This window comes from Thermobacillus sp. ZCTH02-B1, from assembly GCF_002159085.1.
GTDB lineage: Bacteria > Bacillota > Bacilli > Paenibacillales > Paenibacillaceae > Thermobacillus.
In genome coordinates this window covers 122,098-146,074 of sequence record NZ_LZRU01000023.1, presented here as the reverse complement: position 1 = coordinate 146,074, position 23,977 = coordinate 122,098, and the positions used below count along the sequence as shown (strand labels likewise).

21 protein-coding genes are annotated in these 23,977 nt (G+C 65.9%); 5 read left to right on the top strand and 16 right to left on the bottom strand.

Features of this window, described 5'->3' with window-relative positions:
• Positions 1–103 precede the first annotated feature (103 nt).
• Entirely contained in the window at positions 104–1,468 is a 1,365-nt protein-coding gene (gene radA, locus A9Z00_RS10635) for a DNA repair protein RadA (protein ID WP_296976922.1), read from the bottom strand.
• A gap of 109 nt (positions 1,469–1,577) precedes the next feature.
• Positions 1,578–2,507 (bottom strand): alpha/beta hydrolase family protein, encoded by a 930-nt coding sequence (locus A9Z00_RS10630; protein WP_296976920.1) that lies wholly within the window; start codon positions 2,505–2,507, stop codon positions 1,578–1,580.
• Between the two features lie 170 nt (positions 2,508–2,677).
• On the opposite strand from A9Z00_RS10630, the gene A9Z00_RS10625 reads away from it, so the two are divergent.
• The 4 genes from A9Z00_RS10625 to A9Z00_RS10610 all read left to right on the top strand — a co-directional run bounded on the left by A9Z00_RS10625 (position 2,678) and on the right by A9Z00_RS10610 (position 6,455).
• Complete coding sequence (locus A9Z00_RS10625; protein WP_296976917.1) at positions 2,678–3,367, top strand: PspA/IM30 family protein; 690 nt, start codon at positions 2,678–2,680, stop codon at positions 3,365–3,367.
• A gap of 162 nt (positions 3,368–3,529) precedes the next feature.
• Complete coding sequence (locus A9Z00_RS10620; RefSeq protein WP_296977146.1) at positions 3,530–4,561, top strand: TFIIB-type zinc ribbon-containing protein; 1,032 nt, start codon at positions 3,530–3,532, stop codon at positions 4,559–4,561.
• Entirely contained in the window at positions 4,558–5,358 is an 801-nt protein-coding gene (locus A9Z00_RS10615) for a TPM domain-containing protein (protein ID WP_296976914.1), read from the top strand. The genes A9Z00_RS10620 and A9Z00_RS10615 overlap by 4 nt, the downstream gene beginning before the upstream one ends.
• 110 nt (positions 5,359–5,468) lie before the next feature.
• Complete coding sequence (locus A9Z00_RS10610) at positions 5,469–6,455, top strand: SPFH domain-containing protein (protein ID WP_296976911.1); 987 nt, start codon at positions 5,469–5,471, stop codon at positions 6,453–6,455.
• A 184-nt stretch (positions 6,456–6,639) separates the two neighbouring features.
• Here the strand turns inward: A9Z00_RS10610 and clpC are convergent, their stop codons facing one another.
• The 7 genes from clpC to A9Z00_RS10575 all read right to left on the bottom strand — a co-directional run bounded on the left by clpC (position 6,640) and on the right by A9Z00_RS10575 (position 12,701).
• Entirely contained in the window at positions 6,640–9,096 is a 2,457-nt protein-coding gene (clpC, locus tag A9Z00_RS10605; protein WP_296976908.1) for an ATP-dependent protease ATP-binding subunit ClpC, read from the bottom strand.
• A 4-nt stretch (positions 9,097–9,100) separates the two neighbouring features.
• The gene (mcsB, locus tag A9Z00_RS10600; RefSeq protein WP_296976906.1) at positions 9,101–10,177 is read right to left on the bottom strand and encodes a protein-arginine kinase McsB; all 1,077 of its coding nucleotides are present in this window, start codon (positions 10,175–10,177) and stop codon (positions 9,101–9,103) included.
• A gap of 39 nt (positions 10,178–10,216) precedes the next feature.
• Positions 10,217–10,732: a protein-arginine kinase activator protein McsA gene (gene mcsA / locus A9Z00_RS10595; protein WP_296976903.1), complete on the bottom strand. Its 516-nt coding sequence runs from the start codon at positions 10,730–10,732 to the stop codon at positions 10,217–10,219.
• Between the two features lie 47 nt (positions 10,733–10,779).
• Entirely contained in the window at positions 10,780–11,247 is a 468-nt protein-coding gene (locus A9Z00_RS10590; protein WP_296976901.1) for a CtsR family transcriptional regulator, read from the bottom strand.
• A gap of 207 nt (positions 11,248–11,454) precedes the next feature.
• Positions 11,455–12,105, bottom strand: a complete 651-nt coding sequence (locus A9Z00_RS10585; RefSeq protein ID WP_296976898.1) for a hypothetical protein — start codon at positions 12,103–12,105, stop codon at positions 11,455–11,457.
• 27 nt (positions 12,106–12,132) lie between these two features.
• Complete coding sequence (locus A9Z00_RS10580; protein ID WP_296976897.1) at positions 12,133–12,315, bottom strand: hypothetical protein; 183 nt, start codon at positions 12,313–12,315, stop codon at positions 12,133–12,135.
• A 47-nt stretch (positions 12,316–12,362) separates the two neighbouring features.
• Positions 12,363–12,701: a DUF2512 family protein gene (locus A9Z00_RS10575; protein ID WP_296976894.1), complete on the bottom strand. Its 339-nt coding sequence runs from the start codon at positions 12,699–12,701 to the stop codon at positions 12,363–12,365.
• Positions 12,702–13,170: 469 nt separating this feature from the next.
• On the opposite strand from A9Z00_RS10575, the gene A9Z00_RS10570 reads away from it, so the two are divergent.
• A complete protein-coding gene (locus A9Z00_RS10570; protein ID WP_296976891.1) occupies positions 13,171–14,151 on the top strand; it encodes a hypothetical protein in 981 nt (326 codons plus the stop codon).
• Between the two features lie 142 nt (positions 14,152–14,293).
• Here the strand turns inward: A9Z00_RS10570 and A9Z00_RS10565 are convergent, their stop codons facing one another.
• The 7 genes from A9Z00_RS10565 to A9Z00_RS10535 all read right to left on the bottom strand — a co-directional run bounded on the left by A9Z00_RS10565 (position 14,294) and on the right by A9Z00_RS10535 (position 23,827).
• The gene (locus tag A9Z00_RS10565) at positions 14,294–14,428 is read right to left on the bottom strand and encodes a hypothetical protein (protein WP_296976889.1); all 135 of its coding nucleotides are present in this window, start codon (positions 14,426–14,428) and stop codon (positions 14,294–14,296) included.
• A gap of 183 nt (positions 14,429–14,611) precedes the next feature.
• Positions 14,612–16,597 (bottom strand): NAD-dependent DNA ligase LigA, encoded by a 1,986-nt coding sequence (gene ligA, locus A9Z00_RS10560; protein WP_296977143.1) that lies wholly within the window; start codon positions 16,595–16,597, stop codon positions 14,612–14,614.
• A 77-nt stretch (positions 16,598–16,674) separates the two neighbouring features.
• A complete protein-coding gene (pcrA, locus tag A9Z00_RS10555) occupies positions 16,675–18,999 on the bottom strand; it encodes a DNA helicase PcrA (protein WP_296976887.1) in 2,325 nt (774 codons plus the stop codon).
• Between the two features lie 318 nt (positions 19,000–19,317).
• Positions 19,318–20,037: a heptaprenylglyceryl phosphate synthase gene (pcrB, locus tag A9Z00_RS10550; protein WP_296976884.1), complete on the bottom strand. Its 720-nt coding sequence runs from the start codon at positions 20,035–20,037 to the stop codon at positions 19,318–19,320.
• 76 nt (positions 20,038–20,113) lie between these two features.
• The gene (locus A9Z00_RS10545; RefSeq protein WP_296976882.1) at positions 20,114–20,503 is read right to left on the bottom strand and encodes an STAS domain-containing protein; all 390 of its coding nucleotides are present in this window, start codon (positions 20,501–20,503) and stop codon (positions 20,114–20,116) included.
• Between the two features lie 19 nt (positions 20,504–20,522).
• Positions 20,523–22,121, bottom strand: a complete 1,599-nt coding sequence (locus tag A9Z00_RS10540; RefSeq protein ID WP_296976879.1) for an ATP-binding SpoIIE family protein phosphatase — start codon at positions 22,119–22,121, stop codon at positions 20,523–20,525.
• The gene (locus tag A9Z00_RS10535) at positions 22,109–23,827 is read right to left on the bottom strand and encodes an AfsR/SARP family transcriptional regulator (RefSeq protein WP_296976878.1); all 1,719 of its coding nucleotides are present in this window, start codon (positions 23,825–23,827) and stop codon (positions 22,109–22,111) included. Before A9Z00_RS10535 ends, A9Z00_RS10540 begins: the two co-directional genes overlap by 13 nt.
• Between the last annotated feature and the right edge of the window lie 150 nt (positions 23,828–23,977).

Below are 23,977 nucleotides of genomic sequence, written 5' to 3'. Positions count from 1 at the left end.
GCTTCCGCCCCTTCCGGCGCCGCGCCGCCGCGGGATCGGGAACCCGCGCCCCTGCCCGCCGCAGCCCGCGTTCGCAGCCGCTCCGCGGCCGTCCGCCGGCCGCCTAGCCCAGCGCGACCCGGAGCGCTTCCTCCAGCGACCCGACGCCGATGATCTCGATACCCTCCGGCGGCTTCCACCCCTTGAGGCTCCGCTCCGGCATGATGACCCGCTTGAACCCGAGCTTGGCCGCCTCCTTCACCCGCTGCTCTGCACGGGAGACGGCGCGCACCTCGCCCGTCAGCCCGACCTCGCCGAAGAAGACGTCATACGGCCGCGTCGGCACGTCCCGGAAGCTGGACGCGATGCTGACCGCGGCCGCCAGGTCGACGGCGGGTTCGTCCAGCCGCACGCCCCCGGCGACGTTCAGGTACGCGTCCTGGTTCTGGAGGAACAGGCCGATCCGCTTCTCGAGCACGGCGATGATGAGCGCCATCCGCTGATGGTCGATGCCGGCCGACATGCGCCGCGGGGACGGGAACATCGTCGGCGCGACCAGCGCCTGCAGCTCGACGAGCACGGGCCGCGTCCCCTCCATGCTCGCGGCGACCGTCGAGCCGGAGACGCCGAGCGGCCGCTCGGACAGGAACAGCTCCGACGGGTTCTCCACCTCGCGCAGTCCCGCTTCCGACATCTCGAAAATGCCGATCTCGTTCGTCGAGCCGAACCGGTTCTTCACCGCCCGCAGCAGCCGGTACGCGTGATGCCGCTCGCCTTCGAAATAGAGGACGCAGTCGACCATGTGCTCGAGCAGCCGCGGGCCGGCGATCGCGCCCTCCTTCGTCACGTGCCCGACCAGCACGGTCGCGATCCCGCGTCCCTTCGCCGCGCGCATGAACCAGGCGGTGCACTCCCGGACCTGCGCGACGCTGCCGGGCGCGGACGGAACGGACGGTTCGTACATCGTCTGGATCGAGTCGATGACGAGGAAATCCGGCTGCACCTCGTCGATCGCCTCGCCGATCCGCTCGACGTTCGTCTCGCACAGCACGAACAGCCGCTCGTGCAGCGCGCCGAGCCGGTCCGCCCGCATCTTCGTCTGCCGGACCGACTCCTCGCCCGAGACGTAGAGCACCGTCCGGCCGGCCAGCGCCAACTCGTGCGAAGCCTGCAGCAGCAGCGTCGACTTGCCGATGCCCGGATCGCCGCCGACGAGGATGAGCGATCCCGGCACGATGCCGCCGCCGAGCACGCGGTTCAGCTCCCGCATCCTCGTCTCGATGCGCGGCTCGCGTCCGCTCTCTATGTGTATGATCGCCTTCGGTTTTTCTTGCGCCTGGAAGGCGCGAACCGCCGCCTGCGCCCGGTGCGCCGTTTCCCGCTCCTCGACCATCGAGTTCCACTCGCCGCAGCCGGGACATCTCCCCATCCACTTCGGCGATTCGGTGCCGCATGACGTGCAGACGAACTTCGTCCTGATCTTCGCCATCGCTTCAAATCTCCGTTTCCGCCGTTGCTTTCGACCTTCCCCAGTTTACCACGCCGGCCGCCCGAACGGAAGAAAAAACGAACGAATGTTCCCCGAGTCCGACCGCGTCCTACAGCCACTTCCGCAAAAACGCGAGCGCCTCCCGCCGCATCTCCCCCGTCTCCTCGTGGCCGACGGGATACCGAAGCTGCCGCCAGCGCTCCTCCTCTCCGAGCGCGCGGTACAATTCCCGCATGTTCCGGTCGATCGCATCGAGTCCCGCCGGCGGCGTGAGCCGGTCCCGCTCGCCCGCCAGGCTCAGGTGCGGCCGCGGCGCGATCAGCGCGCTGATGTCCGAGGCGCGGAAGTGCCCAAGCAGCCCCGGAACGAAATAATAAAAATTGTGACTGTCGTAGCCGCCCGTCTCGAGCAGCGCATCGTACTCGACCAGCGAGCACAGGTCGACCGTCACGCGGATGCGCGGATCGAGCGCCGCCAGCCACCAGGCCATCGTGCCGCCCATCGACATGCCGAGCGTGGCGATGCGCTCCGGATCGACGTCCGGCCGGGTGACCGCGTAATCGAGCGCGCGGATGCTGTCGAACACCATCATGCCCCACATGACGCGGCCGCGCCAGAGCATTTCCTTGAAAATCTGCCGCTCCGTCCGCCCGCTCCGCTCGCCGAACGCCCAATGGTCGATGCAGAGCACCGCGTACCCCTCCGCCGTCAGCGCCTCCCCGTATGACGGCTTCTGCAGGTAGGGGGCGGAGCGCAACACCTCCTCCTTGCCGACGTCGTAGTAACCTCCGTGCGAATGGTTGTAGACGACGAGCGGCAGCCGGCCCTCCGCATCCTTCGGCTTCAGGAAGTATGCGGGAACCGGCTCCAGCCCGTTCAGTTCCAGCACCAGTTTCTCGATCGCGATGCCGCCTTCGATCCTCCGCTCCAGCGTGCGGAACGCGGGCTCGCCGAGCCGGTCGGGCAGCCTGCCGAGCAGGCCGTACAGGGCTTCGCGGCGCTTCTGCCTGCTGTCGGAACTCGTGGCTTCTTGCATCATGCCGTCTGGCCCCTTTCCTCGGATGATGAATGCCTGATGGGGAATGAATCCGTTTTCTTTATTGAAGTTTACCAGATTGCATATATTGGTTGAAACTTTTTTCCCGTTCATACAGTATGAATGACTGTAAATTGGAAAATTGGCTCCGGCAGACGGGAGGGTGTGGGAAAATGAGCATATTGGCGCGTTTCCGGGACATCATGGCGGCAAATTTCCATGCGTTGCTCGACAAGGCGGAAAATCCGGAGAAAATGATTGACCAGTACCTGCGCAATCTGAACAGCGATCTCGGGAAGGTGAAGTCCGAGACGGCCGCGGTCATCGCCGAGGAGCGCCGCGCCAGGCGCGAATACGACGAGTGCCGGGAGGAGATCGCGAAGCTGGAGCAATACGCGATCAAGGCGCTCGAAGCCGGCAACGAGGCGGATGCAAGGAGGTTCCTCGAGCGGAAGGCGCAAGCCTCCGCGCAGGCCGAGTCGCTGCACAAGGCGTGGCAGATCGCCGCGTCCAACGCCGAGAAGATGCGGCAGCTCCACGACAAGCTGGTCAGCGACATCCGGGAGCTGGAGCAGCGCCGCGCGATGCTGAAGGCGAAATGGTCGGTCGCGAAGACGCAGCAGCGGATCAACGAGATCACGTCTTCGGCGGCGAATTCCGGCCGGTCGCTCTCCGCGTTCGGGCGGATGGAGGACCGGATCAACCGCGAGCTCGACAAGGCCGAAGCGCTGGCCGAGCTGAACGCGGGCGCCGCGGACGACATCGAGGAATTGAAAGCGAAATACGATGCGCCGTCGGGAGCGTCGATCGACGAGGAACTGGCCGCTCTGAAAGCGCGGATTCAGGGCAAGGATCAGGCTTGACCGGGAAGCTGCGGCCCGCATGCGGCCGCAGCTTCTTTGCGTATGGATCCGGGCGGACGACCCGGAGGATGCAGCGGTCCCAGGCGGTCCGCCGTCCGGGACGCGTCCGGCCCGGCCTTTTTCCGCTAACCGTGAACCGGACGGAGGGGGGTGTCGCCCATGATGACCCTGCACCACAAATGTCACGGCTGCGGCAGCGATATGGTGTTCGACGCCGGCACCGGCACACTGGTTTGTCCCTCCTGCCGCGCGCAGATGGACGTCGAGGCGGCGGACGCAAGGCCCGATTCCGGGCCGAAGCCCGGGCATGACGGGACCGCCGCGTATCACTGCGAGAACTGCGGCGCCGACCTGATGGCGCTGCCCGAGACGGCCGCGACGGTCTGCGCGTTCTGCGGCGCGGGCGTCGTCCTCGCCGACCGGGTGGCGGGGGAACATGCGCCGGAGTATGTCATTCCGTTCGCGATCGGCAGGGAAGAAGCGATCAAGGCGTTCAGGAAATGGTGCCGCAACGGGCTGCTCACGCCGCGCGGATTCATGACGGCCGACCGGATCAACAGCATCACGGGCATCTATGTGCCGTTCTGGCTGTACGATCTGAACAGCCGGGTCAAGGTCCGGGCCGTATGCACGAAGGTCCGCACCTACAGGAGGGGGGACTACCTGTACACCGAGACGCATTATTACGATGTATACCGCGAGCTCGATCTGCATTACCTCAAAGTGCCCGTCGACGCGTCCGCGAAGATGGATGACGCCTTCATGGACCGGCTCGAGCCCTACCGGTACGACGGGCTGAAGGAATTCCGCCCGGCGTATCTGGCAGGCTTCCTGGCGGAAAAATACCAGTTCACGGACCGCGAATTGCTGGACCGGGCGAAGGACAAAATCCGCGGCTTCATCGAGTCGGCGATCCGCTCCAGTTTCTCCGGATACGCCACCGTCACGCGGGTATCGGAGGACATCGACACGCGGCACGTCGAAAGCCGTTACGTGCTGCTTCCCGTCTGGCTCGTCGTCTACGACTACGACAACTTCAAGCACAACTTCGCGATGAACGGCCAGACCGGCAAGATCACCGGCAGGCCGCCGCTCAGCCGGGCCAAAATCGCCGCCTGGTTCGGCGGCATTTTCGCCGGCACGCTGCTCGCGATGAAGACCCTGTCCTGGGCGTTGGGAGGCGGTTTCCTGTGATCGGACGGAAGGGAACGGCGCTTGCGTGCCTGCTGCCCGCCGCCCTCCTGCTTGCGCTGATGCTCGCGTTTCCGGCCGCGGCGGAATCGGTTCGCGCCAAAAAGCTGGTGTACGACCACGCGGATCTGCTCGCCGAAGAGGAGGAGCGGGCGCTAGGCAGCCTTGCCGCCAGGCTGGGCGCGGAGCGCGAGACCGATTTCCTGATCATCACGCTGAACGGCACCGGCGGACCGGACATCGAAGCATATGTCGCCCGGTTCTACGACGAAGAAGCCCCGGGATACGACCGGCCCCACGGCAACGCCGCGATTCTGGCCGTCGACCTGGCGGAGCGCGACGTGTTCCTGGCCGGATTCGGCAAGGCCGAAACCCTGCTCGATTCCGGAAGGCTGGACAAAATCCGCGGGAAGATCACTCCCCTCCTGTCGGAAGGGGAATTCTACGAGGCGTTCGAAAAATACCTTGGACTGGCCCACGACTATATGGGCTACCGCCCCGGTGTCAATCCGGACAACATCCTGTTCAAGGCGTGGTTCCAGGTCGCCGTCTCGCTGGTTGTCGCCGCCGTCGCCGTCGGCGTCATGGCGATGAACGCCGGCGGCCGGGTGACCGTGAACGCCCGCACCTATCTCGACGAACGGCGCTCGGGCGTCGTCGGCCGGTCGGATGTGTTCACGCACAAGACCGTCACGAAGACGAAGATCGAGAAGCCTTCCTCCGGAGGGGGAAGTTTCGGCGGCGGAGGCGGCGTCACGCCGGGCGGCCGGTCCTTCAGCAGCAGCCGGGGCAAGTTCTGATGCGTCGAGTCCGATTGACCGGGATCTGATGCGGCAGATTCCGCTCGGGCGGAGAAAGCTCCGATCCGGCAGGGGCCGGTTCCGATCATCGAGGGCGAGGAGGAGATCCGATGTTTTTCCGCAAGCAGTTCGCGAACGTGGTGGAGTGGAAGGAATTCCGCGACGACATGATCTTCTACAAGTGGAAGAACGACGAGATCAAGAAGGGCAGCCGGTTGATCATCCGCCCGGGACAGGACGCGATCTTCCTGAACAACGGGAAGATCGAGGGCATCTTCCGCGACGAGGGCGAGTACGACATCGAATCGCAGATCATCCCGTTCCTCTCCACCCTCAAGGGATTCAAGTTCGGCTTCAACAGCGGCATGCGGGTCGAGGTGCTGTTCGTCAGCACGAAGGAATTCGTCGTCAAGTGGGGCACGCCGAACGTCATCAACATTCCGGCCGCGGGCTTCCCCGGCGGCATGCCGGTACGCGCCCACGGCACGTACACGTTCAAGGTGAGCGACTATGTGACGTTCATCGATCAGATCGCCGGCGTGCGCGACCAGTATCTGGTCGAGGACGTGCGGATCCGGATCAGCGCGGTGCTGGACCAGCTGCTGATGAAGTGGATCACGCGGGAAGGCCGGGACATGTTCAACCTGCAGGCGAACGCGGCGGAGATCGGCCGGGGGATCCGGGAAGACCTGGACATGGAGATGATGAAGAGCGGGATCACGATCACGGGGTTCACGATCGTGAGCTTCAACTATCCGAAGGAAGTCCAGGACATGATCAACAAGGTGGCGTCGCAGGGGATGGTGGGCGACATCGGGCGGTACCAGCAGATCGCGATGACGGAGGCGATGGCGTCCGGCAAAACGGGCGGAAGCGGCGTCGCCCCGGACATGGCGGGCATGATGATGGGCATGCAGATCGCGGGGAAGATGCTGGAGAACATGAACCAGGCGATGCAGCCCCGTCCCGCGCAGACGCCGGCGGCCGGGCAGGCGCCCGGGACCGGCGGGGCCGCGCGGCCGAACTTCTGCCCGAACTGCGGCGCGAAGGCGGGCGAAGGCAACTTCTGCTCCAACTGCGGATACAAGCTGGTGTGATCCGCCGGCAGGCCGCTGCCGTTCCGACGGTTGTCGGGACGGCCTTTTTTTGGGCTTTCGCCGCATGCGATCCGCACGGAACCGAGCGGTGGACACCGCGGCGTCCGGATCCCGGGACAAAGAACGGCCTGCCGGGTGCCGTCAGGCCCCGACAGGCCGTTTATACCGTTATTTCTGTTTGCCGTTATTTCGATGCCGCTTCTTCCGGAGCGATCGAACCCGTGGGGATGACGACGAGCCCGCCGTCCCGCACGTCGATCGTCAGCTTGTCTCCCTTCTTGATCTTGCCGAGCAGCAGATCTTCCGACAGCCGGTCCTCGATGTGCTTCTGGATCGCGCGGCGCAGCGGACGCGCCCCGTACTGCGGGTCGTAGCCTTCCTTCGCGAGGAATTCCTTCGCCGCATCCGTCAGCTCGAAGTCGACGTCCTGCTCGCGCAGCCGCTTGCGCAGCTCGTTCGCCATGAGCGTGACGATCTGGTTGATGTGCTCCTGCTCGAGTTGATGGAACACGATCGTCTCGTCGATCCGGTTCAGGAACTCCGGACGGAACGTCTTCTTCAGCTCGGCCAGCACCCTCTCCTTCATCTGGCCGAACTCGCGGCTCGAATCCTGCGTCGCCGTGAAGCCGAGGGTCGAGCTCCGCTTGATCTGGTCGGCGCCGACGTTCGACGTCATGATGATCAGCGTGTTGCGGAAATCGACGACGCGACCCTTCGAGTCGGTCAAGCGGCCGTCTTCGAGCACCTGGAGCAGGATGTTGAACACTTCCGGATGCGCCTTTTCGATCTCGTCAAGCAGCACGACCGAATACGGCTTGCGGCGCACCTTCTCCGTGAGCTGGCCGCCCTCCTCGTAGCCGACGTATCCCGGAGGCGCACCGACGAGCCGGGACGTCGAATGTTTCTCCATGTACTCCGACATGTCGATGCGGATGATCGCATTCTCGTCTCCGAACAGCGCTTCGGCGAGCGCCCGGGCGAGCTCGGTCTTGCCGACGCCGGTCGGGCCGAGGAAGATGAACGAGCCCATCGGCCGCTTCGGATCCTTCAACCCGGCGCGGGCGCGGCGGATGGCGCGGGCGACCGCCTTGACCGCCTCATCCTGCCCGATGACGCGGCTGTGGAGAATCTCCTCCAGCTTCAGCAGCCGCTCGGTCTCCTCCTCCTTCAGCTTGCTGACCGGGATGCCGGTCCAGCTCGAGACGATCTGCGCGATGTCCTCCGGCGTCACCTCGGAATCGGTGCGGCCCTGCTTCTCCTTCCACAGGTTCTTCGTCATCTCGAGCTCTTCGCGGATCTTCTGCTCCGTGTCACGCAGCGCGGCCGCTTTCTCGAACTCCTGGCTCTGGACCGCGGCGTCCTTCTCCTTGCGGATTTCTTCCAGCCGCGCTTCCAGCTGCTTCAGGTTCGGCGGCACCGTGTACGACTGGAGCCGGACCTTCGAGCTCGCTTCGTCGATCAGGTCGATCGCCTTGTCCGGCAGGAACCGATCGGTGATGTAGCGATCCGACAGCCGGACGGCCGCCTCGATCGCCTCGTCGGTGATCTTCACCCGGTGGTGCGCTTCATAGCGGTCGCGCAGCCCGTGCAGAATCTGGATCGTCTCCTCCGGCGTCGGCTGCTCCACCATGATCGGCTGGAACCGGCGCTCCAGGGCCGCGTCCTTCTCGATGTACTTCCGGTATTCGTCGAGCGTCGTCGCGCCGATGCACTGCAGCTCGCCGCGCGCCAGCGCGGGTTTCAGGATGTTCGACGCGTCGATCGCGCCTTCCGCGCCGCCGGCGCCGATCAGCGTGTGCAGCTCGTCGATGAACAGGATGATGTTGCCGGCCTGCCGGATCTCATCCATGATCTTCTTCAGCCGGTCTTCGAATTCGCCGCGGTACTTCGTGCCGGCGACGACCGAACCCATGTCCAGCGTCATGACGCGCTTGTCGCGCAGCGTCTCCGGAATCTCGTTCGCGACGATGCGCTGCGCGAGCCCTTCCGCGATCGCCGTCTTGCCGACGCCCGGCTCGCCGATCAGCACCGGGTTGTTCTTCGTCCGGCGGCTGAGCACCTGGATGACCCGCTCGATCTCCTTGCTCCGGCCGATGACGGGGTCGAGATTGCCGTCGCGGGCCGCCGCCGTCAGGTCGCGGGCCAGGCTGTCCAGCGTCGGCGTGTTGACGTTCGTCGGCGCTCCGTGGCTGCTCGACATGACCTCGCTGCTGCCGAGCAGCTGCAGCACCTGCTGCCGCGCCTTGTTCAGGCTGATGCCCAGGTTGTTCAGCACGCGCGCCGCGACGCCCTCGCCTTCCCGGATCAGGCCGAGCAGGATGTGCTCCGTTCCGACATAGGTGTGGCCGAGCTTGCGGGCTTCGTCCATCGACAGTTCGATCACTTTCTTCGCCCGCGGCGTGTAGGCGATGCTGGTCGGATGCTCCTGGCCGCGGCCGATCAGCGATTCCACCTCATCCTGAATCTTCTCGAGGCCGAGGCCGAGCGCCGTCAGCGCCTTCGCGGCGATCCCTTCACCCTCGCGGATGAGCCCCAGCAGAATGTGCTCCGTCCCGATGTTGTTGTGGCCGAGACGCACCGCTTCTTCCTGCGCAAGCGCGAGCACCTTCTGCGCGCGCTCCGTAAACCTTCCGAACATCATGACCTCACGCACCTCCGTACCTGAATTTTCTGAAGTGCTCCCGAATCATCTCCGCGCGGCGGACGTCACGCTGCTCCGGCGTCATCGTCTCGTTGAACGTCTGCTGCAGGAAAGCGGGCTGCGTCTTCACCAACAGCTCGTTCATCACCGCCGGAGGCACGTCCGGGATGAGCCCGAGGTCGATGCCGAGCCGCACGTCCGACAACCGCTGCGCCGCCTCCTTCGAGTCGATGACGGCCGCGTGGCAGAGAATGCCGTAGGAACGGCACACCCGGTCCTGGATCCTCAGGCGCGACTCGGCCAGCAGACGCCGGCGCGCCGCCTTCTCGTGCTCGATCATCTGCCGCGCCACGTTGTGGAGATGGTCGAGGATTTCCTCCTCCGACTGTCCGAGCGTAATCTGGTTCGATACCTGGAACAGGTTGCCGAGCGCTTCGCTGCCCTCGCCGTAGATGCCGCGCACCACCAGGCCTACCTGCGTCACGGCCGGGATGATGCGGTTGATCTGCTGCGTGATGACGAGCGCGGGCAGGTGCATCATGACGGAGGCCCGGATGCCCGTTCCGACGTTCGTCGGGCAGCTCGTCAGATACCCGCGCGTCTCGTCGAACGCGTAATCGACCGCTTCCTCGAACTTGTCGTCGATCCGGCTCGCCTTCGTCCACGCTTCCTTCACCTGGAAGCCCGGATACAGACATTGGATGCGGAGATGGTCTTCCTCGTTCACCATGATGCTGACCGATTCGGTGCGGTCGAGGATGAGCGCCCCGCAGCGCGACTCGTTCGCCAGCGCCGGGCTGATGAGATGCTTCTCGACCAGCACCTGCTTCTCCAGTTCGGTCAGATCATCCAACACAAAAATATCAAACTTCCCGATCTCGTCCAACTTGCCCGCCCGGACCGCCCCGGTCAGCTTCTCCATCACTTCCCGCGCCTGATGGTTCGTCGCCAGCATCGGGAACGGATGCCCGCTCAGGTTGCGTGCCAGACGGACGCGGCTGCTGATCACGATGTCGGAATCCGGTCCGCCGTGCCGCATCCATTCGCTGATCGCTTCGCGCGCAAAACGACGCTTTTCCATCTCACATCCCCTCCCTCTCAGTCCGGTGGTGAACGACGGTCAGCCTTCCGCCAGCCTCCGCTCGAGCTCGCGGATCCGGTCCCGGATGCGGGCCGCGCTCTCGAAATCCTCGCGGGCGATGCGTTCCTGCAGCTCCCGCTTCAGCCGGTCGATCTCGCGCCGGGAACGGATCATCCTGCCCGCGCGCTGCGGCACCTTGCCGACGTGCACCGTGTTGCCGTGCACCCGCTTGAGCAGCCCGTCCAGTTTGCCGGAGAAGTACCGGTAGCAGTCGCTGCACCCGAAGCGTCCGACCTTGCTGAACTGGCTGTAGGTGAGCCCGCACGATTCGCAGCGCAGCGGATGCGAGACATGCCCGGCTCCGCCGCCCGGGGGATCGAAATCGAGCAGCCCGGAGAGCAGGCTGTGGATCGAGAATCCGTTCGCCGTGCCCGGGATCAGCTCCCCCCGCTCGCGCGCGCAGGCCTCGCAGAAGTGAAACTCCGACTTCTCGCCGTTGACGATCTTCGTGAAATGCAGTGTGGCCGGACGTTTCCCGCAATCCTGACACAACATGCCGGACGACCTCCTTCTGTAATATTTCCATTTCCGCGCCATGGGCATCAGTTCCCTTCCGCCAAGAGCGCCACCAGCATCGACTTGAGCAGCCGCGCCCTGAGCTCGTCCCGGAGCGGCAGATTGAGCGCCAGCGCCTCGCGGGAGACGGCGGCCTTCAGCAGCTTCGCTTCACGGTCGCTGAGCAGTTGCGCCTCCGCCAGGCGGCCGATCAGGCCTTCCGCCGCGGATTGATCGATGCGGCCGCCGATCGTGCGCAGCACGTGTTCATGGATCGGCTGATGGGCCGGCAGCTCCAGCTTCCGGATGCGGATGTAACCGCCGCCGCCGCGCTTGCTTTCGACCAGGTAACCCCGTTCCAGCGTGAATCGGGTGGCGATGACGTAGTTGATCTGCGACGGCACGCACGAGAACTTGTCCGCCAGTTCGTTGCGCTGGATCTCGACGATCCCTTCCGCGCTCTCCCGGATCATCTGTTTCAGATATTGCTCAATGAGGTCGGAAATATTGCGCATGGTCACACCCCCCAGTCGATGGCCGGCCGGATTTGACCAAACTGTGTATTCCCTTTGACCGTACCGATTCGACCCACCGTTTCCGGTGTTCTGACTTTGACTATCTTTGACCTTAACTTTATTATACCTGATTTTTCATCTCCGTCAAGCGGTGTTTCCACGAATTTTCTATGTACGAATCGGCCGGCGCGGCCGGCCGTTCGTCCGTCAGCGCGCGTCCCTCAGCACGATGCGCAGATCCCTCGCAATCTCGTCGGCCCGGTCCCACGGGCGGCCGGACTGCAAATTCCGGCTCAGCCGCGAGAGCGCCTGGCGGGCCGCCGGGCTTGTCACCCGCAGCACGCGGGCGCCGTCCCCGGCCATCGCTTCGGCGTCCGCAATCCGGAGGCCGCCGAGCTGCAGCGCGACCCCGCCGGAGTTTTCCGCCGCGGCGCCCTTCGGATCGGACGTGCCCTTGCCGTCCGGGGTGATGCCGTCGTATCCGTTGCCGACCGGAACGCCGCTCCGGCTTCCGGATCGCAGCCGTTCTCCGGACAGACCGGGCTCGATCCGGCCCGCGCTTGGGCCGCCCTCTTCCTTCACGCCGCCTGCGAAGCCGCCTTTCGCTCCGCGCCGGCCGTATCCGCCGACCTCATCGGTTGCCGGTCCGCCGATGCGACCGGCCTCTTCCGGCGCGCCGGCGGACGGCCTGCCGTCATCGTCCCGCTCCAGCAGCCGGGTGCCGTTCGATCCGTACCCGGTGCCGAACGCGCCGATCCGATCGCCGTCGTTCCCGCCGCCCGCGCAGCCCGTCAAAGCCAGCGTCGTCAGCGCCGCCGCGCAGGCGACTCCGATCGCGATCCGCCTGATCCTGTTCACGGCCGCCCCACCTCCAGGATTCGCGCATCACAGCATGGCGCAGAATTGCTTCATGTCTTCGATGAGCTCCTTCGGCAGCTCCTTGTCCTGGCTGAAACCCTCCGCCAGCGTATGGGCGACGAACTCGGCGCTCACGCCGTAATGCTTCAGTATGACGTTCAGCTTGTCGAGATTCTCGTGATTTGCGACAACATCGTTCAACCGGCTCATGTTGCGTCCCTCCCGACCGGAGAATATCGAGCCGCCGCAGCCCGGCCTTACCCCGGAACCTTCAGCTCGCCGCCGAGAACGTAACGATGGTACAGCCATTCAGCCCAGGCGACGAGCGCCGATATGAAGAGAATTTCGCCGAAGCCGAGGTCCCAGTCGAAGAAGTACCTGACGGCGAACAGGAATACCGCCGCAAGCGCGAAATCGGAGACGGTTGCCACCGTGTTGTTCGTCTTCGGCAGCAGCCAGAGGTCGCCCGCCAGATACGCGATCGCCGCCAGCGCCGAAGCGGCGGCCAGGGCGGCGAGATACGTCACGTCCGCGTACCAGGCCGCAAGCAGCGTCACGATGATGCCGTTGAGAAGCCATTTGAACAGAAAATGCACGGGAACTGTCGCCTCCTCGCGGGGAGCGCCGCACGGCTAGTGTTCCGCGGAGTCCGGCTTTTTAAGCGGCGGAACTTTCCGGCAGCGGCGGCACTCCCGGCCCGCCGCGATCGCCCGCAAAGCCGGGCGCCCTCCGACGGTATGCCGTACCGTTACACGCGCGTGAAGTGCCCGCCGCATCCCTCCAACGGTACAACGTACCGTTAGCGGCGTACCGTTAGCGGCGAAATGCGGTGGTACGCTGCGGGGACAAACGCGCTCCGGATCCCTTCAACGGTACAGCGTACCGTTGGCAGCGGGATGCAGAGGTGCGCTGCGGACACAAACGCCCCGCAACGATACACGGCAAGGCGCGCCCGGCACCCGATGCCGGAATGAACCGGCCCGCAATCGGGGAATGCTGACACAGTCGGCGCCTCATCCGCGCCGCGTCGTTGGAGCGACATACCCAGGCGAAGGAGGCATCAATGTGAAGCGGTTCGAACTGCGTCCCGATCTTCGGACGGCGGGAGGCGAAGTGAACGACATCCTCGTGGACGGCCGCTTCGCCGGCACGATGGCGCTCGTCTGGCGCGAAGGCGGGCGGCTGACCGGGGCCGTCCAGCTCGACCGCGAAGCGGTTCGCGCCCGCGACAAGCGGGAAGTGCTCGCGCGGATCAACGATTACGTCCGGTCCGTCGTGATGGCCGCGGACATCGATACGTGCGAAGTGTTCGTCACGTACAGTCCGTATGAGCAGCTCATCGTGACGGCGGACGATGCGATTGAAGCGGCCGGAGAAGACGCGGAGCCGGAATGGGGCGAAGCGGAATACGAGCTGGTGCTCGTCGGCAAGCGGCGCAACCGGCTGCACTATCACGTCTACGACGACCGGAGCCGTCTGCTCGCGGAAGCCCGTCTGCGTGCGGCCAACGGCAAAGTGACGGGCAGCGTGGAATGGCGCCGCGAACCGGACGAGGATGACATCGAGCTGGTCACGGAGCTGATCGTCTCGGATTTCGATGAAGACTCGGTCGACGAGTTCCTGATCGACCACCGCCATGACGACGAACTGATCGAGACGGTGGAGCTGGCGTATGAAGAAGAGCAGGCGCGGAAGGCCGGACGCGGAAAGAAGGCCGGGGCCGCGATCAAGCCCGGGATGCGCGGAGAAGCGAACTTCACAGCCCGGCTGATCCGCGACGACGGCGACGCGCTCACCTACGAGATCCGGTCGAAGGCCGACGGCAACCGGACGATCGGCACGGCGACGGTCGACATCCGCGAGCGGCGCCTGACCGGGTTTATCGACTTCCGCGAGCGGCGGCACGCCGACGACGCCGGCGCGATCGCGGCGGTGCTGATGCGGGAGTTGGACAAGGAAAAAGAGTACGACGGCCTGAACCTCTCCCTCATGTACCGCAACAAGCTGATCGACGAATTCGTCATCGAGAACGAGACCGTGCACTGAACCCGAACCAGGACCGGGCGGAAAACGAGGGCCGCTCCCGTGCGGGATGCGGCCCTTGATTTGCTTTGGTCCGTTCAACGTGCCGCCATCCGGCAACCACTCCGGATGGGCGATCCATTTTGCGTCGGCCCGTCGCGGGGCGTCATGCGTTCTTCGACTTCTGCTTCTTCCTCTGCTCCGCTGCGTATTCGCCCGCGAATTCCGTATCGTCGGCGGGCAGCCGGTTCAGTTTCGTCGTCTGCTCGTCCGCCTTGCCGGCGCGGTTTTTCTTCGCCAAGACCGGCACCCCCTTTCGGTGAATTCAGCCGTTAGCATCTGCACCGCCCGCGCGGCGTTATGCGGCCGGACGCGCCGGGGTTGCCGGAAGGCCGGCCATCCGTTGCATGAAAAAACGGACCGCCCCTGCGGCCCGCTTCTCCGCTTCATGTGCCCTTTCTGCCCGCATCCGCGGGAACTCCGCTCACTCGCCCAGCATCCGCAGGAACTCCGCCTCGTCGTCGATGACCGTAATGCCGAGCTCCCGCGCCTTCGCCAGCTTGCTGCCGGCGCTTTCGCCCGCGATGACGAAGTCGGTCTTCTTCGACACGCTGCCGGCCACCTTCGCGCCGAGCGCCTCCAGCTTTTTCGTCGCCTCATCCCGCGTCATCGATGACAGCGTGCCGGTCAGCACCACCGTCTTGCCGCTGAAGACGCTGTCGGTCCGAACGGCCGCCGGCCGCCCGGCCTCCGCCTTCACGCCGGCCGCGCGCATCCGCGCGATGCTCTCGCGGTTCACCGGATCGGCGAAAAAGCCGACGATCGATTCCGCCACGATCTCGCCGACATCGGGCAGTTGCCGAAGCTCCTCCGCCTTCGCCGCCATGACGGCGTCCAGGCTGCCGTAGTGGTCCGCAAGCATCTTCGTCGTCGCCTTGCCCGTGTTCGGAATGCCGAGCGCGAACAGGAAGGAAGCAAGGTCGCGCTCCTTCGACCGCTCGATCGCGTCGAGCAGCTTCTGCGCCTTGCGTTCGCCGAACCGCTCCAGCGCGACGAGCTCCTCCTTCGTGAGATCGTAGAGGTCCGCCGGATCGCGCACGCCGCATTCGTCATAAAGCTGTTCGGCCGTCGCGACGCTGAACGTCTCGATGTCCATCGCGTCGCGCGACGCGAAATGCGTGATGCGTGCGACGATCTGCGGCTTGCACCCGAGCCGGTTGTTGCAGTAGAGGTGCGCGCCCCGCTGCTCGAGCGGCGAGCCGCAGGCCGGGCAATGCGTCGGGCAGACGATCTCGCCGCCCTCCTCTTCGCTCGCGCGGCCGAGGATTTCGGGAATCACATCGTTCGAGCGGCGGATCCAGACGCGCGTGCCGAGCCCGTACTTGAGCCCCTTGCGCTCGATGTCGCCCATGTTGTTCAGCGTGCAGTTCTGCACCGTCACGCCGGCCAGCTCGACCGGCTCCACGCGGGCGATCGGCGTCAGCTTGCCGGTGCGGCCGACCTGCCAGTCGACGGCCAGCAGCACCGTCGTCGCTTCCTCCGCTTCGAACTTGTACGCGATCGCCCAGCGCGGGAACTTGTCCGTGTAGCCGAGCACCTCGCGCGTGCGCATGTCGTTGAGCTTCACGACCGCCCCGTCGATCTGGAAATCGAAGCTGCCGCGCCGCTCCTCGATGCGCTTCAGTTCCTCCGCCACGTCCTCGATCCGGTCGAAATAGGCGATATAGTCGTTTACGAGGAAGCCGTTGTCCTTCAGGAACCGGATCATTTCCTCGTGGGTCGCGAAGGAGATGCCCTCCGAATAGCCGACGTTGTAGAAGAAGGCGTTCAGCTTCCGCTCGGCGGTGACGCGCGGATCGAGATTGCGCAGCGCGCCGGCCGCGGCGTTGCGCGGGTTCTTGAGCGGCTCCGCCGCCGTCCGGTTGTACTCCTCGAAGACGGACAGGTGCATGATCCCTTCGCCCTGGACCTCGATGAGGCCCTTGAACGGAATCGTGAGCGGCACGGTCCGGATCGTCTTCACCTGCGGCAGGATACCTTCGCCGACGATGCCGTTGCCGCGCGTCGCGGCCTGCACAAGCTGGCCGTTCTCATAGGTCAGGTTCAGCGTCAGACCGTCGAACTTCAGCTCGATCACGTAGGTCGGCTTCGGCAGCGGATGGTCCGGGTTCTGCGCGTTGTAGTCCGCGATCGCCTTCAGCACGCGGGCGTTCCAGGCAAGCAGATCCTCCACGGTCTGCGCCTTGTCGAGGCTCCACAGCCGCGCCTTGTGGCGGTGCGGCTCGAAGCCCTTCAGAATCTCGCCGCCGACCCGCCGCGTGGGCGAATCCGGCAGCACGACGCCCGTCTCCCGCTCGAGCGCGACGAGCTCGTCGTACAGCGCGTCGTACTCCTTGTCGCTGATGACGGGCCTGTCGAGCGTGTAGTAGTTCCGGTTGTGAAAATTGATCTCATCCACCAGCCGGGCCATCCGGTCCAGCTTTTCCTGAATAGCCACGGTCGCACCCCCACTTTCACGATTGCGTCGGGCTTGCGGTTCCTGACAGGCTACAGCTTCGTGATCGGCGCGAAGGCGGCGAGCAGCCGCTTCACCCCGACCGGCGCCGGAAACGCGATCTGCAGCTCCCGGTCGTTGCCTTCTCCCTTGACGGCGACGACCGTGCCGACGCCCCACTTCGCGTGGTTCACCTTGTCGCCGGGCGCGAAGGACACGCCGGCCGCGCCTCCGCCCGAAGGGGCGGCGCCGGCGGACGTCCGCGCGCCGTCGGCTCCGGTGGCCGCCGCGGCACCCCGGGCGCCAAAGCCGATCCCGGCTCCGGACCCGGCGCCATATCCGCCGCCGAAGCCGCCGCGCCGGCCGATTCCGGCTGCAGCGCCGCCGAAGCGGGAGTAACCCCGTTCGAACGAACGATCGGGAGAATCGTGCTGCTTCAGCTCGTCCGGCACCTCCGCCAGGAAGCGCGACGGCAGATTGGCCATTGTCCGGCCGAACAGCGTGCGGATCCGTGCGCAGGTGAGATAGAGCCGCTCCTGGGCGCGCGTGATGCCGACGTAGGCGAGCCTCCGCTCCTCCTCGAGCTCCTCTTCGTCCGTCAGCGCCCGGCTGTGCGGGAAGACGCCCTCCTCCATGCCGATGATGAAGACGATCGGGAACTCGAGTCCCTTCGCGCTGTGCAGCGTCATCAGGATGACGGCGTCTTCCGCATCCCCGCCGTCCGCGCCGTCGTCCAGCGTATCGATGTCCGCGATCAGCGCGAGATCGGTCAGGAACGCGACGAGCGATTTGTCCTCGCTGCGCTGCTCGAAGTCCTTCGTGACGGACAGGAATTCGTCGATGTTCTCGATCCGGGACTGGGCCTCGAGCGTGTTCTCCCGCAGGAGTTCCTCGCGGTAGCCCGTCCGCTCGAGCACCTGCTCCGTCAGCTCCGTCACGGACAGGTAGTCGACCATCCGCGACAGGTCTTCGATCATCCGCCGGAATTCCTCGAGCGCCGCCCGCGTCTTGCCCGTCACGTCCAGCCCTTCGGGATTGCCGAGCACCCCGAAGATCGACGTGCCGCGCCGTGCGGCCTCGGCCGCCAGCTTCGCGAACGTCGTCTCGCCGATGCCGCGCTTCGGCACGTTGATGATCCGCTCGAGGCTGATGTCGTCGTGCGGGTTCGAGACGAGCCGGAGGTACGCGAGCAGGTCCTTGATCTCCTTGCGCTCGTAGAACCGGATGCCGCCGACGATGCGGTACGGAATCTCCGCCTTGATCAGCATTTCCTCGATGACGCGGGACTGGGCGTTCGTCCGGTACAGGACCGCATGGTCGGAATACCGGCGCCCGGCTTCCCGGTTCTTGCGGATTTCGTTCGCGACGTACAGCCCTTCCTCGTGTTCCGACTCGGCCTGGCAGACGCGGATCGGCTCGCCCGGCCCGCGGTCGGTCCACAGATTCTTCGGCTTGCGGCCGACGTTCCGGGATATGACGGCGTTCGCCGCGTTCAGGATGTTGGCGGTCGACCGATAGTTCTGCTCAAGCAATATCGTTACCGCTTCCGGGTAATCTTTTTCAAAGTTGAGGATGTTCGTGATGTCGGCGCCGCGCCAGCGGTAGATCGACTGGTCGCTGTCGCCGACGACGCAGATGTTGCGATGCCGCTCGGCAAGCATCCGGCACAGCACATACTGCGCGTGGTTTGTGTCCTGGTATTCGTCGACGTGGATGTAGCGGAATTTGTTCTGGTAGAACTCGAGTACGTCCGGCTCCGCCCTGAACAGGTCGATCGTCGCCATGATGAGATCGTCGAAGTCGAGGGAGTTGTTGCTCTTGAGCCGCTTCTGGTAGAGCTGATACACCTCGGCGGCGATGCGGTCGACGTAATCGCCCTTGCGGCCCATGTACCGTTCGGGGGACAGGAGCTCGTTCTTCGCCCCGCTGATTTTCGCCTGGATCATGCGGGGCTCGAATTTCTTGACGTCATAGTTGAGCTCCTTCATGCAGGCCCGGATGACCGAGAGCTGGTCCGCCGAATCGAGGATCGTGAAGTTTTTCGTATAGCCCAGCCGCTCGATGTCGCGCCGCAGAATGCGGACGCACATGGAGTGGAACGTCGACACCCAGATGTCGGCGGCACCGGGGCCGACGAGCGCCTCGACGCGCTCCTGCATCTCGCGCGCGGCCTTGTTCGTGAACGTGATCGCCAGGATGTTCCAGGGGGCGACGCGCTTCTTTCCGATCAGGTACGCGATCCGGTGCGTGAGCACGCGCGTCTTGCCGCTGCCCGCGCCGGCCACGATGAGCAGCGGGCCCTCCGTCGTCTGAACGGCCTCCCGCTGGCGCGGGTTGAGCCGCTCGACCGCCTGGTCGAGGTCGATGGAACTGAACATGGCAGAACTCCTTCTGTTCGCATGGTTGTTCGCCTGTTCTCAGTCTAGTCGACCGCACCGGGCGTGTCAATTTGCGGCCGGGGAGGGATGCGGACGGTTATCTGCGCGCAATGCGGAATGCGGACGGAGAGGCGGCGGACCGCCGTGGATGCGAAGCACGAAGTTCGGGAGCGGTTGGCGGAAGATGAAACCCCGCCACGCTGCCCGAACGGAGGAATGCGGAAAGACGGGTTGGGCCCGGGGGATGGACCATCGTGGTCGGGGCCCTGGCGGACGGGGCATCAAGGCCGGAAGGCAAGGCAGGCGCGGGAAGCTCCGTCACGCCGGCGGGGGCGTGCCCTTGACCGCCGCGACGGTCGCCAGCGCGTCGTCCAGCCGCTCGTAGATCACGTTGCCGACGATCACCGTGTGCGCCGCCGCGGCCGCCCGGCGCGCCCGCTCCGCGTCGGTGACGCCGCCGCCGTAGAACAGCCGCGCGCCCTTCAGGTCGGCCCGCACCCGCTCGACCAGCTCCATGTCGCCGAAGCGCCCGCTGTATTCGAGATATACGACCGGCAGCCGCATCAGCCGGTCCGCCAGGCGGGCGTAGGCCAGCACGTCGCGCCCGCCGATCTCCGTGCGGGCTCCCGTGAGCCTCGCAGCCGCCGAGCCGCCGTTCAGGATGATGTATCCTTCGGCGATCGTCACGTCCCACGGAATCATCGAACCGTAGGCGGCGATCGCCTCCGCCTGCCGGCCGGCGATCCATTCCGCCGTACCGGCGTTCAGCACGATCGGCACCAGATACGCGTCGAACCCCGGTACGGCCGCGTCCGCCGACGACAGTTCCAGCACGCACGGCACTTCGTAGCGCCGAATGCGGGCCAGGAGATCGGCCGTGTTGTCGAAGGTCACGCCGGTCGAACCGCCGACGATGACGGCGTCCGTTCCGGACCGGCAAACCGCGTCCAGCGCCGAATCGGATAGGTACCGGTCGGGATCCAGTTTGAAGAGATGGCGCCACGCCTTGAGCAGCCGTTCCGCCGCGCGGTCGTTCATGTCCTCCACCCCGCTTGCGAGTTGCCGGTAGCCATCCCCGGTTCCGGACCCATCGGTCCGGGCGCCTCCGGCATCGTCAAACCTGCCCGGCGCCGGTCACGCCGCTCTCCAGCGCTTCGATCCGCTGCATCGCCGCATAGTCGTCCGGATACAGCATGACGTATTCGGTGAGCCCGACCATGCGGAACAGTTTCTGATAATGCGCCGAAGCGCCGCAGATGAACGTGTGGTAGTCGCGCTTCCGGCCGGTTCTGGCAATGCGGATGAGCAGCGCCATGCCCGCACTGTTGATGAAATTCACCTCGTGCAGGTTCAGAATCAGATAACGCCGCCCGTCGCCGAGCCCTTCCTCCCAATTGAGGATGGACCGTATTTTCGGTTCCGCCTGCTGGTCCAGATCACCCTTCAGCGTGATGGACAACCCGGAATCGAACGGCACAACGCTCAGTTCAAGCATGGAATCCATCACAACCCCTCCCCCCGCTTCACGGTCTTCGATCATGCGAAAGAAAATACATTTCCACGCAAAAACCGTTCGGGTCGCGCGTGGCGATCCAGTAATCGGTCAGCTCGTCGATCAGCCGGATTCCCCATCCGCGGCCGTAATCGGCGTCGTCATCGTGGCGGGAGCCCGCCGTCCGGGCCGACCGGTACGCCTTCGGATCGAAGCCGGCGCCTTCGTCGCGCACCCGGCAGACCATGATCGACTGGCCGAAGTGGACCTGGACGGTGACCGTCTTCTCCCGGTCGAAGCCGTTGCCGTGTTCGGCGGCGTTCATCACCGCCTCGGCGACGCAGGACACGATGTCGTCGGTCCGTCCGGAATCGGCCCATTCTTCCCGCAGCAGGGACGCCAGCTCCGCGGCGATCAACCGCTCGCAGCCCGGCGCCGACGGCACGCGCCAGCTCCGCCCGCGAAGCTCCCTGACCCGGCCGGCCTTGCCGGCATTGTACTCGACGACGAGCAGCGTCCGGTCGTCGCGGCGGGATGCCCGGCGTCGCTCCTGCCCGTCCAGCAGCCGCTCCATCCACTCCGCGGCCGGCATGTCCGCCGGCCATGCCGCAAGCTCCGCCTCGAACCGGTCGAAGCCGTACATGTCGCCGTCCGGACCGGTATCCTCGATGATGCCGTCCGTATAAAGCACGAACCGCTCGCCCGGCGCGAACCGGAACACCGTGTCGCGGTACTCCTCTTCCATGTTCACGCCGAGCGGCAGCGACGAGCTTTCGATCTGCCTCGGCGCCCTTCCGGGCATCACGAGATAGGGGGCCGGATGTCCGGCGCCGGCGTACCGCATCTCGCCCTTCTTGGCGTCCAACAGGCCGATGCCGAGCGGAATGCCGCCCCCCGCCAGGCTTTCGGCGCCGATGCCCGCCAGTACGCGGTTCATCCGCCCGAGCAGCTCCGCCGGACCGCCGCCCCGCTTCACCTCGGAGCGGAACAGGAGCAGCAGCGCGGGAACCATGAAGGCCGCCTGCAACCCCTTGCCGGGAACGTCGCCGATCAGCACGGCGACACACGCGTCGTCGAGGACGACCGCGTCGAACAGATCGCCGCCGATCTCCGCCGCCTGGCGGCTGCGGGCCGTCACGCGGCAGGCGTCCAGGCGCAGGTCGACGGGCGGCTGCCATCGGCGCTGGATCTCGATCGCAAGCCGCAGCTCGGCCGCCATCGGTTCGACGCCCGCCGGCGCGCGGCCTTCCCCGTCTTCCCGGATGCCGGCCGCGCCCGGCGCCGACGGCCGCTCGGCGGGAGCGGCCGCTCCGGAAGCCGCGTCCCGGGCCGCAGGCTGCCTCGCGTCAAAACCGGCATTCCATCCGTCACCGGGCGCTTTCGCGCCCGCATCCTCCCGCTCCGCCCGCGCCCCGTCCGTCCGCGGGTCCGGTTCTTCGCACCTCCCGCGCCGGACCATGGAACGCATCGCCCATCCCGCGGCCCACGAGGCTGCCATCAGCACCGCCGCGGCCGCCGCCGCGGCTGCGTCGCGGGGCAGGAATGCCGCTGCCATCCAGCCGGCCGCGGCACCGGCGATCAGCAGCGCCGCGGCGGCCGCCGGATACGCCAGGCGCCTCATGAATCCCATGCCAGCCGCTTCGTCTCCTCCAGCGGTTCCATGCCGTATTCTTCGCGGAAGACGCGCTCGAGCCGCTTGTACCAACTGACCGCCTCGGCGTGGCGGCCGCGTTCTTTCCAGAAACGGATCATGGCCTGATACGCCTCCTCCTGGTCCGGCCGGAGATCGATCCAGGCGGTCAGCCATTGCTCCGCGAGGCTGTCTTCGGACAGGCTGACGTAATATTCCGCCAGCCGCCGCAGCATCACCGTCTGCCGCTCGAGCAGCTGGATCCGCCACCGTTCCAGCCAGTCCGAAGCCGGCATGTCCGCCCCGAGCAGTCCGTATTGCCGCACGGCATCCATGTAGAGCATGACGGCCGCGTCGCGGTCCGTCGACCAGAGCTGGTCGCCGACGCGCGACTGCGTGACATACTGCTCGACGTCGACCATGTCGATGACCGACTCGCGGAAGCCGACCAGCCCGCCGCGGACCTCGATCGCGTCTTCGAAGCCGATGCCCGCCAGCGCGCTGCGCAGCTCGTGCAGCGACACATACAGGTGGTTCGCCGCCCGGGAGGAGTCCGCTTCGCCGAACAGCTGCTCCAGCACCTGGTTGCGGAGCGCGCGGTAATCCTGCTGCAGCAGCAGGTAGACGAACAGCTCGCGCGATTTGCGGCGCTTCCACTTCGGCTGCAGCGCCGTGCCGTCCGGCAGGAAAATGCGGATGCCGGACATGAGCTGGATGCGCATCCGCCGCGCCCGCTCCTCCGACCCCGCCTCCTGCGGTTCGCTCGGCCGCACGGGCTGGACGGCGGCCAGGCCGAGCTTGCCCTTGAACTCCGCCACCCAGGCCAGCGTGCGCGGCGTCGACATCTCTTTGTGGAGCAGCTCCAGCTGCCGCAGCGCCACCGCCGCGTCCGTCCGCTCGCCTTCCGCGAGGCGGCGCTCCACGTTGAGCCGGCAGGCGAACATCTGCACCTCCACGTCGTAACGAAGCTCGCCCTCCGGCCAGCCGACGTCCTCCGCCCCGGGCCGAAGCGTGCGCATCATGTAGGCATACCGCTCCGGAAGACCGCTGTACGTCCCACCCGTCAGCGCCTCGTACACCAACGCGCACTCCGGCCTGAGCGCCGCCCAGCGGCCGAGCTCGGCGATCCTGCCCGGCCACGCGCCCTTCTGCATGCCGGCCGGATCGTACATCCACCGGTCCAGCAGCACATAGGCGAACCCGATCGCGTCCCCGTCCTCGCGGAACCGCTCGGCCGCCCGGGCGAAGTCGTCGTCGATCAGCCTGGGTGCGAGAAAGGCGGTCGTCCGGGACCAGCATTTGCCCCGCGCCAGCGCCCACCACACGTAGCCGCCGCACAGATCCGGATCGCGCCCGGCTTCCGCGTCGAGGTGCATCAGCATCGCCTCGTTGTCCGCGAAATCGCCGATCCGCACATGGATGAGCGACAGCAGACCGATCATCGACAGCATGCCGCGATGGTCCGCGAGCACCGCGAACGCCTTCACGGCGGCCTGCGCCCATTTCCGCGCATCCCGGAGCCTGCCGTCCAGCATGTGCTTGACGGCGCCGGCGCGGAGCAGGAACGGCGAGCGGAACAGGACGTGTTCGGGAAGCTGCTCCAGTTCCGCGCAATCGGGAAGCTGCCCGTCCTGCACGGCCTGCTCGAGCCTCAGCACGCGTTCTCTCAAGTTGTCCGGTTCGCCTTGATTCCCGGTGTGACGCATGGTGAAGACTCCGTTTCCATGAAATGTAGGTTCATCGTACTACCGGTTTAGGAAAAAAGAAATACTTTCTAACAATCAAAGTTCGCTCACATCGCATTGAATTCCTTCCGTCCGGCAGCCCCGGCGGCCCGCCCCGGCGATGCGACAACG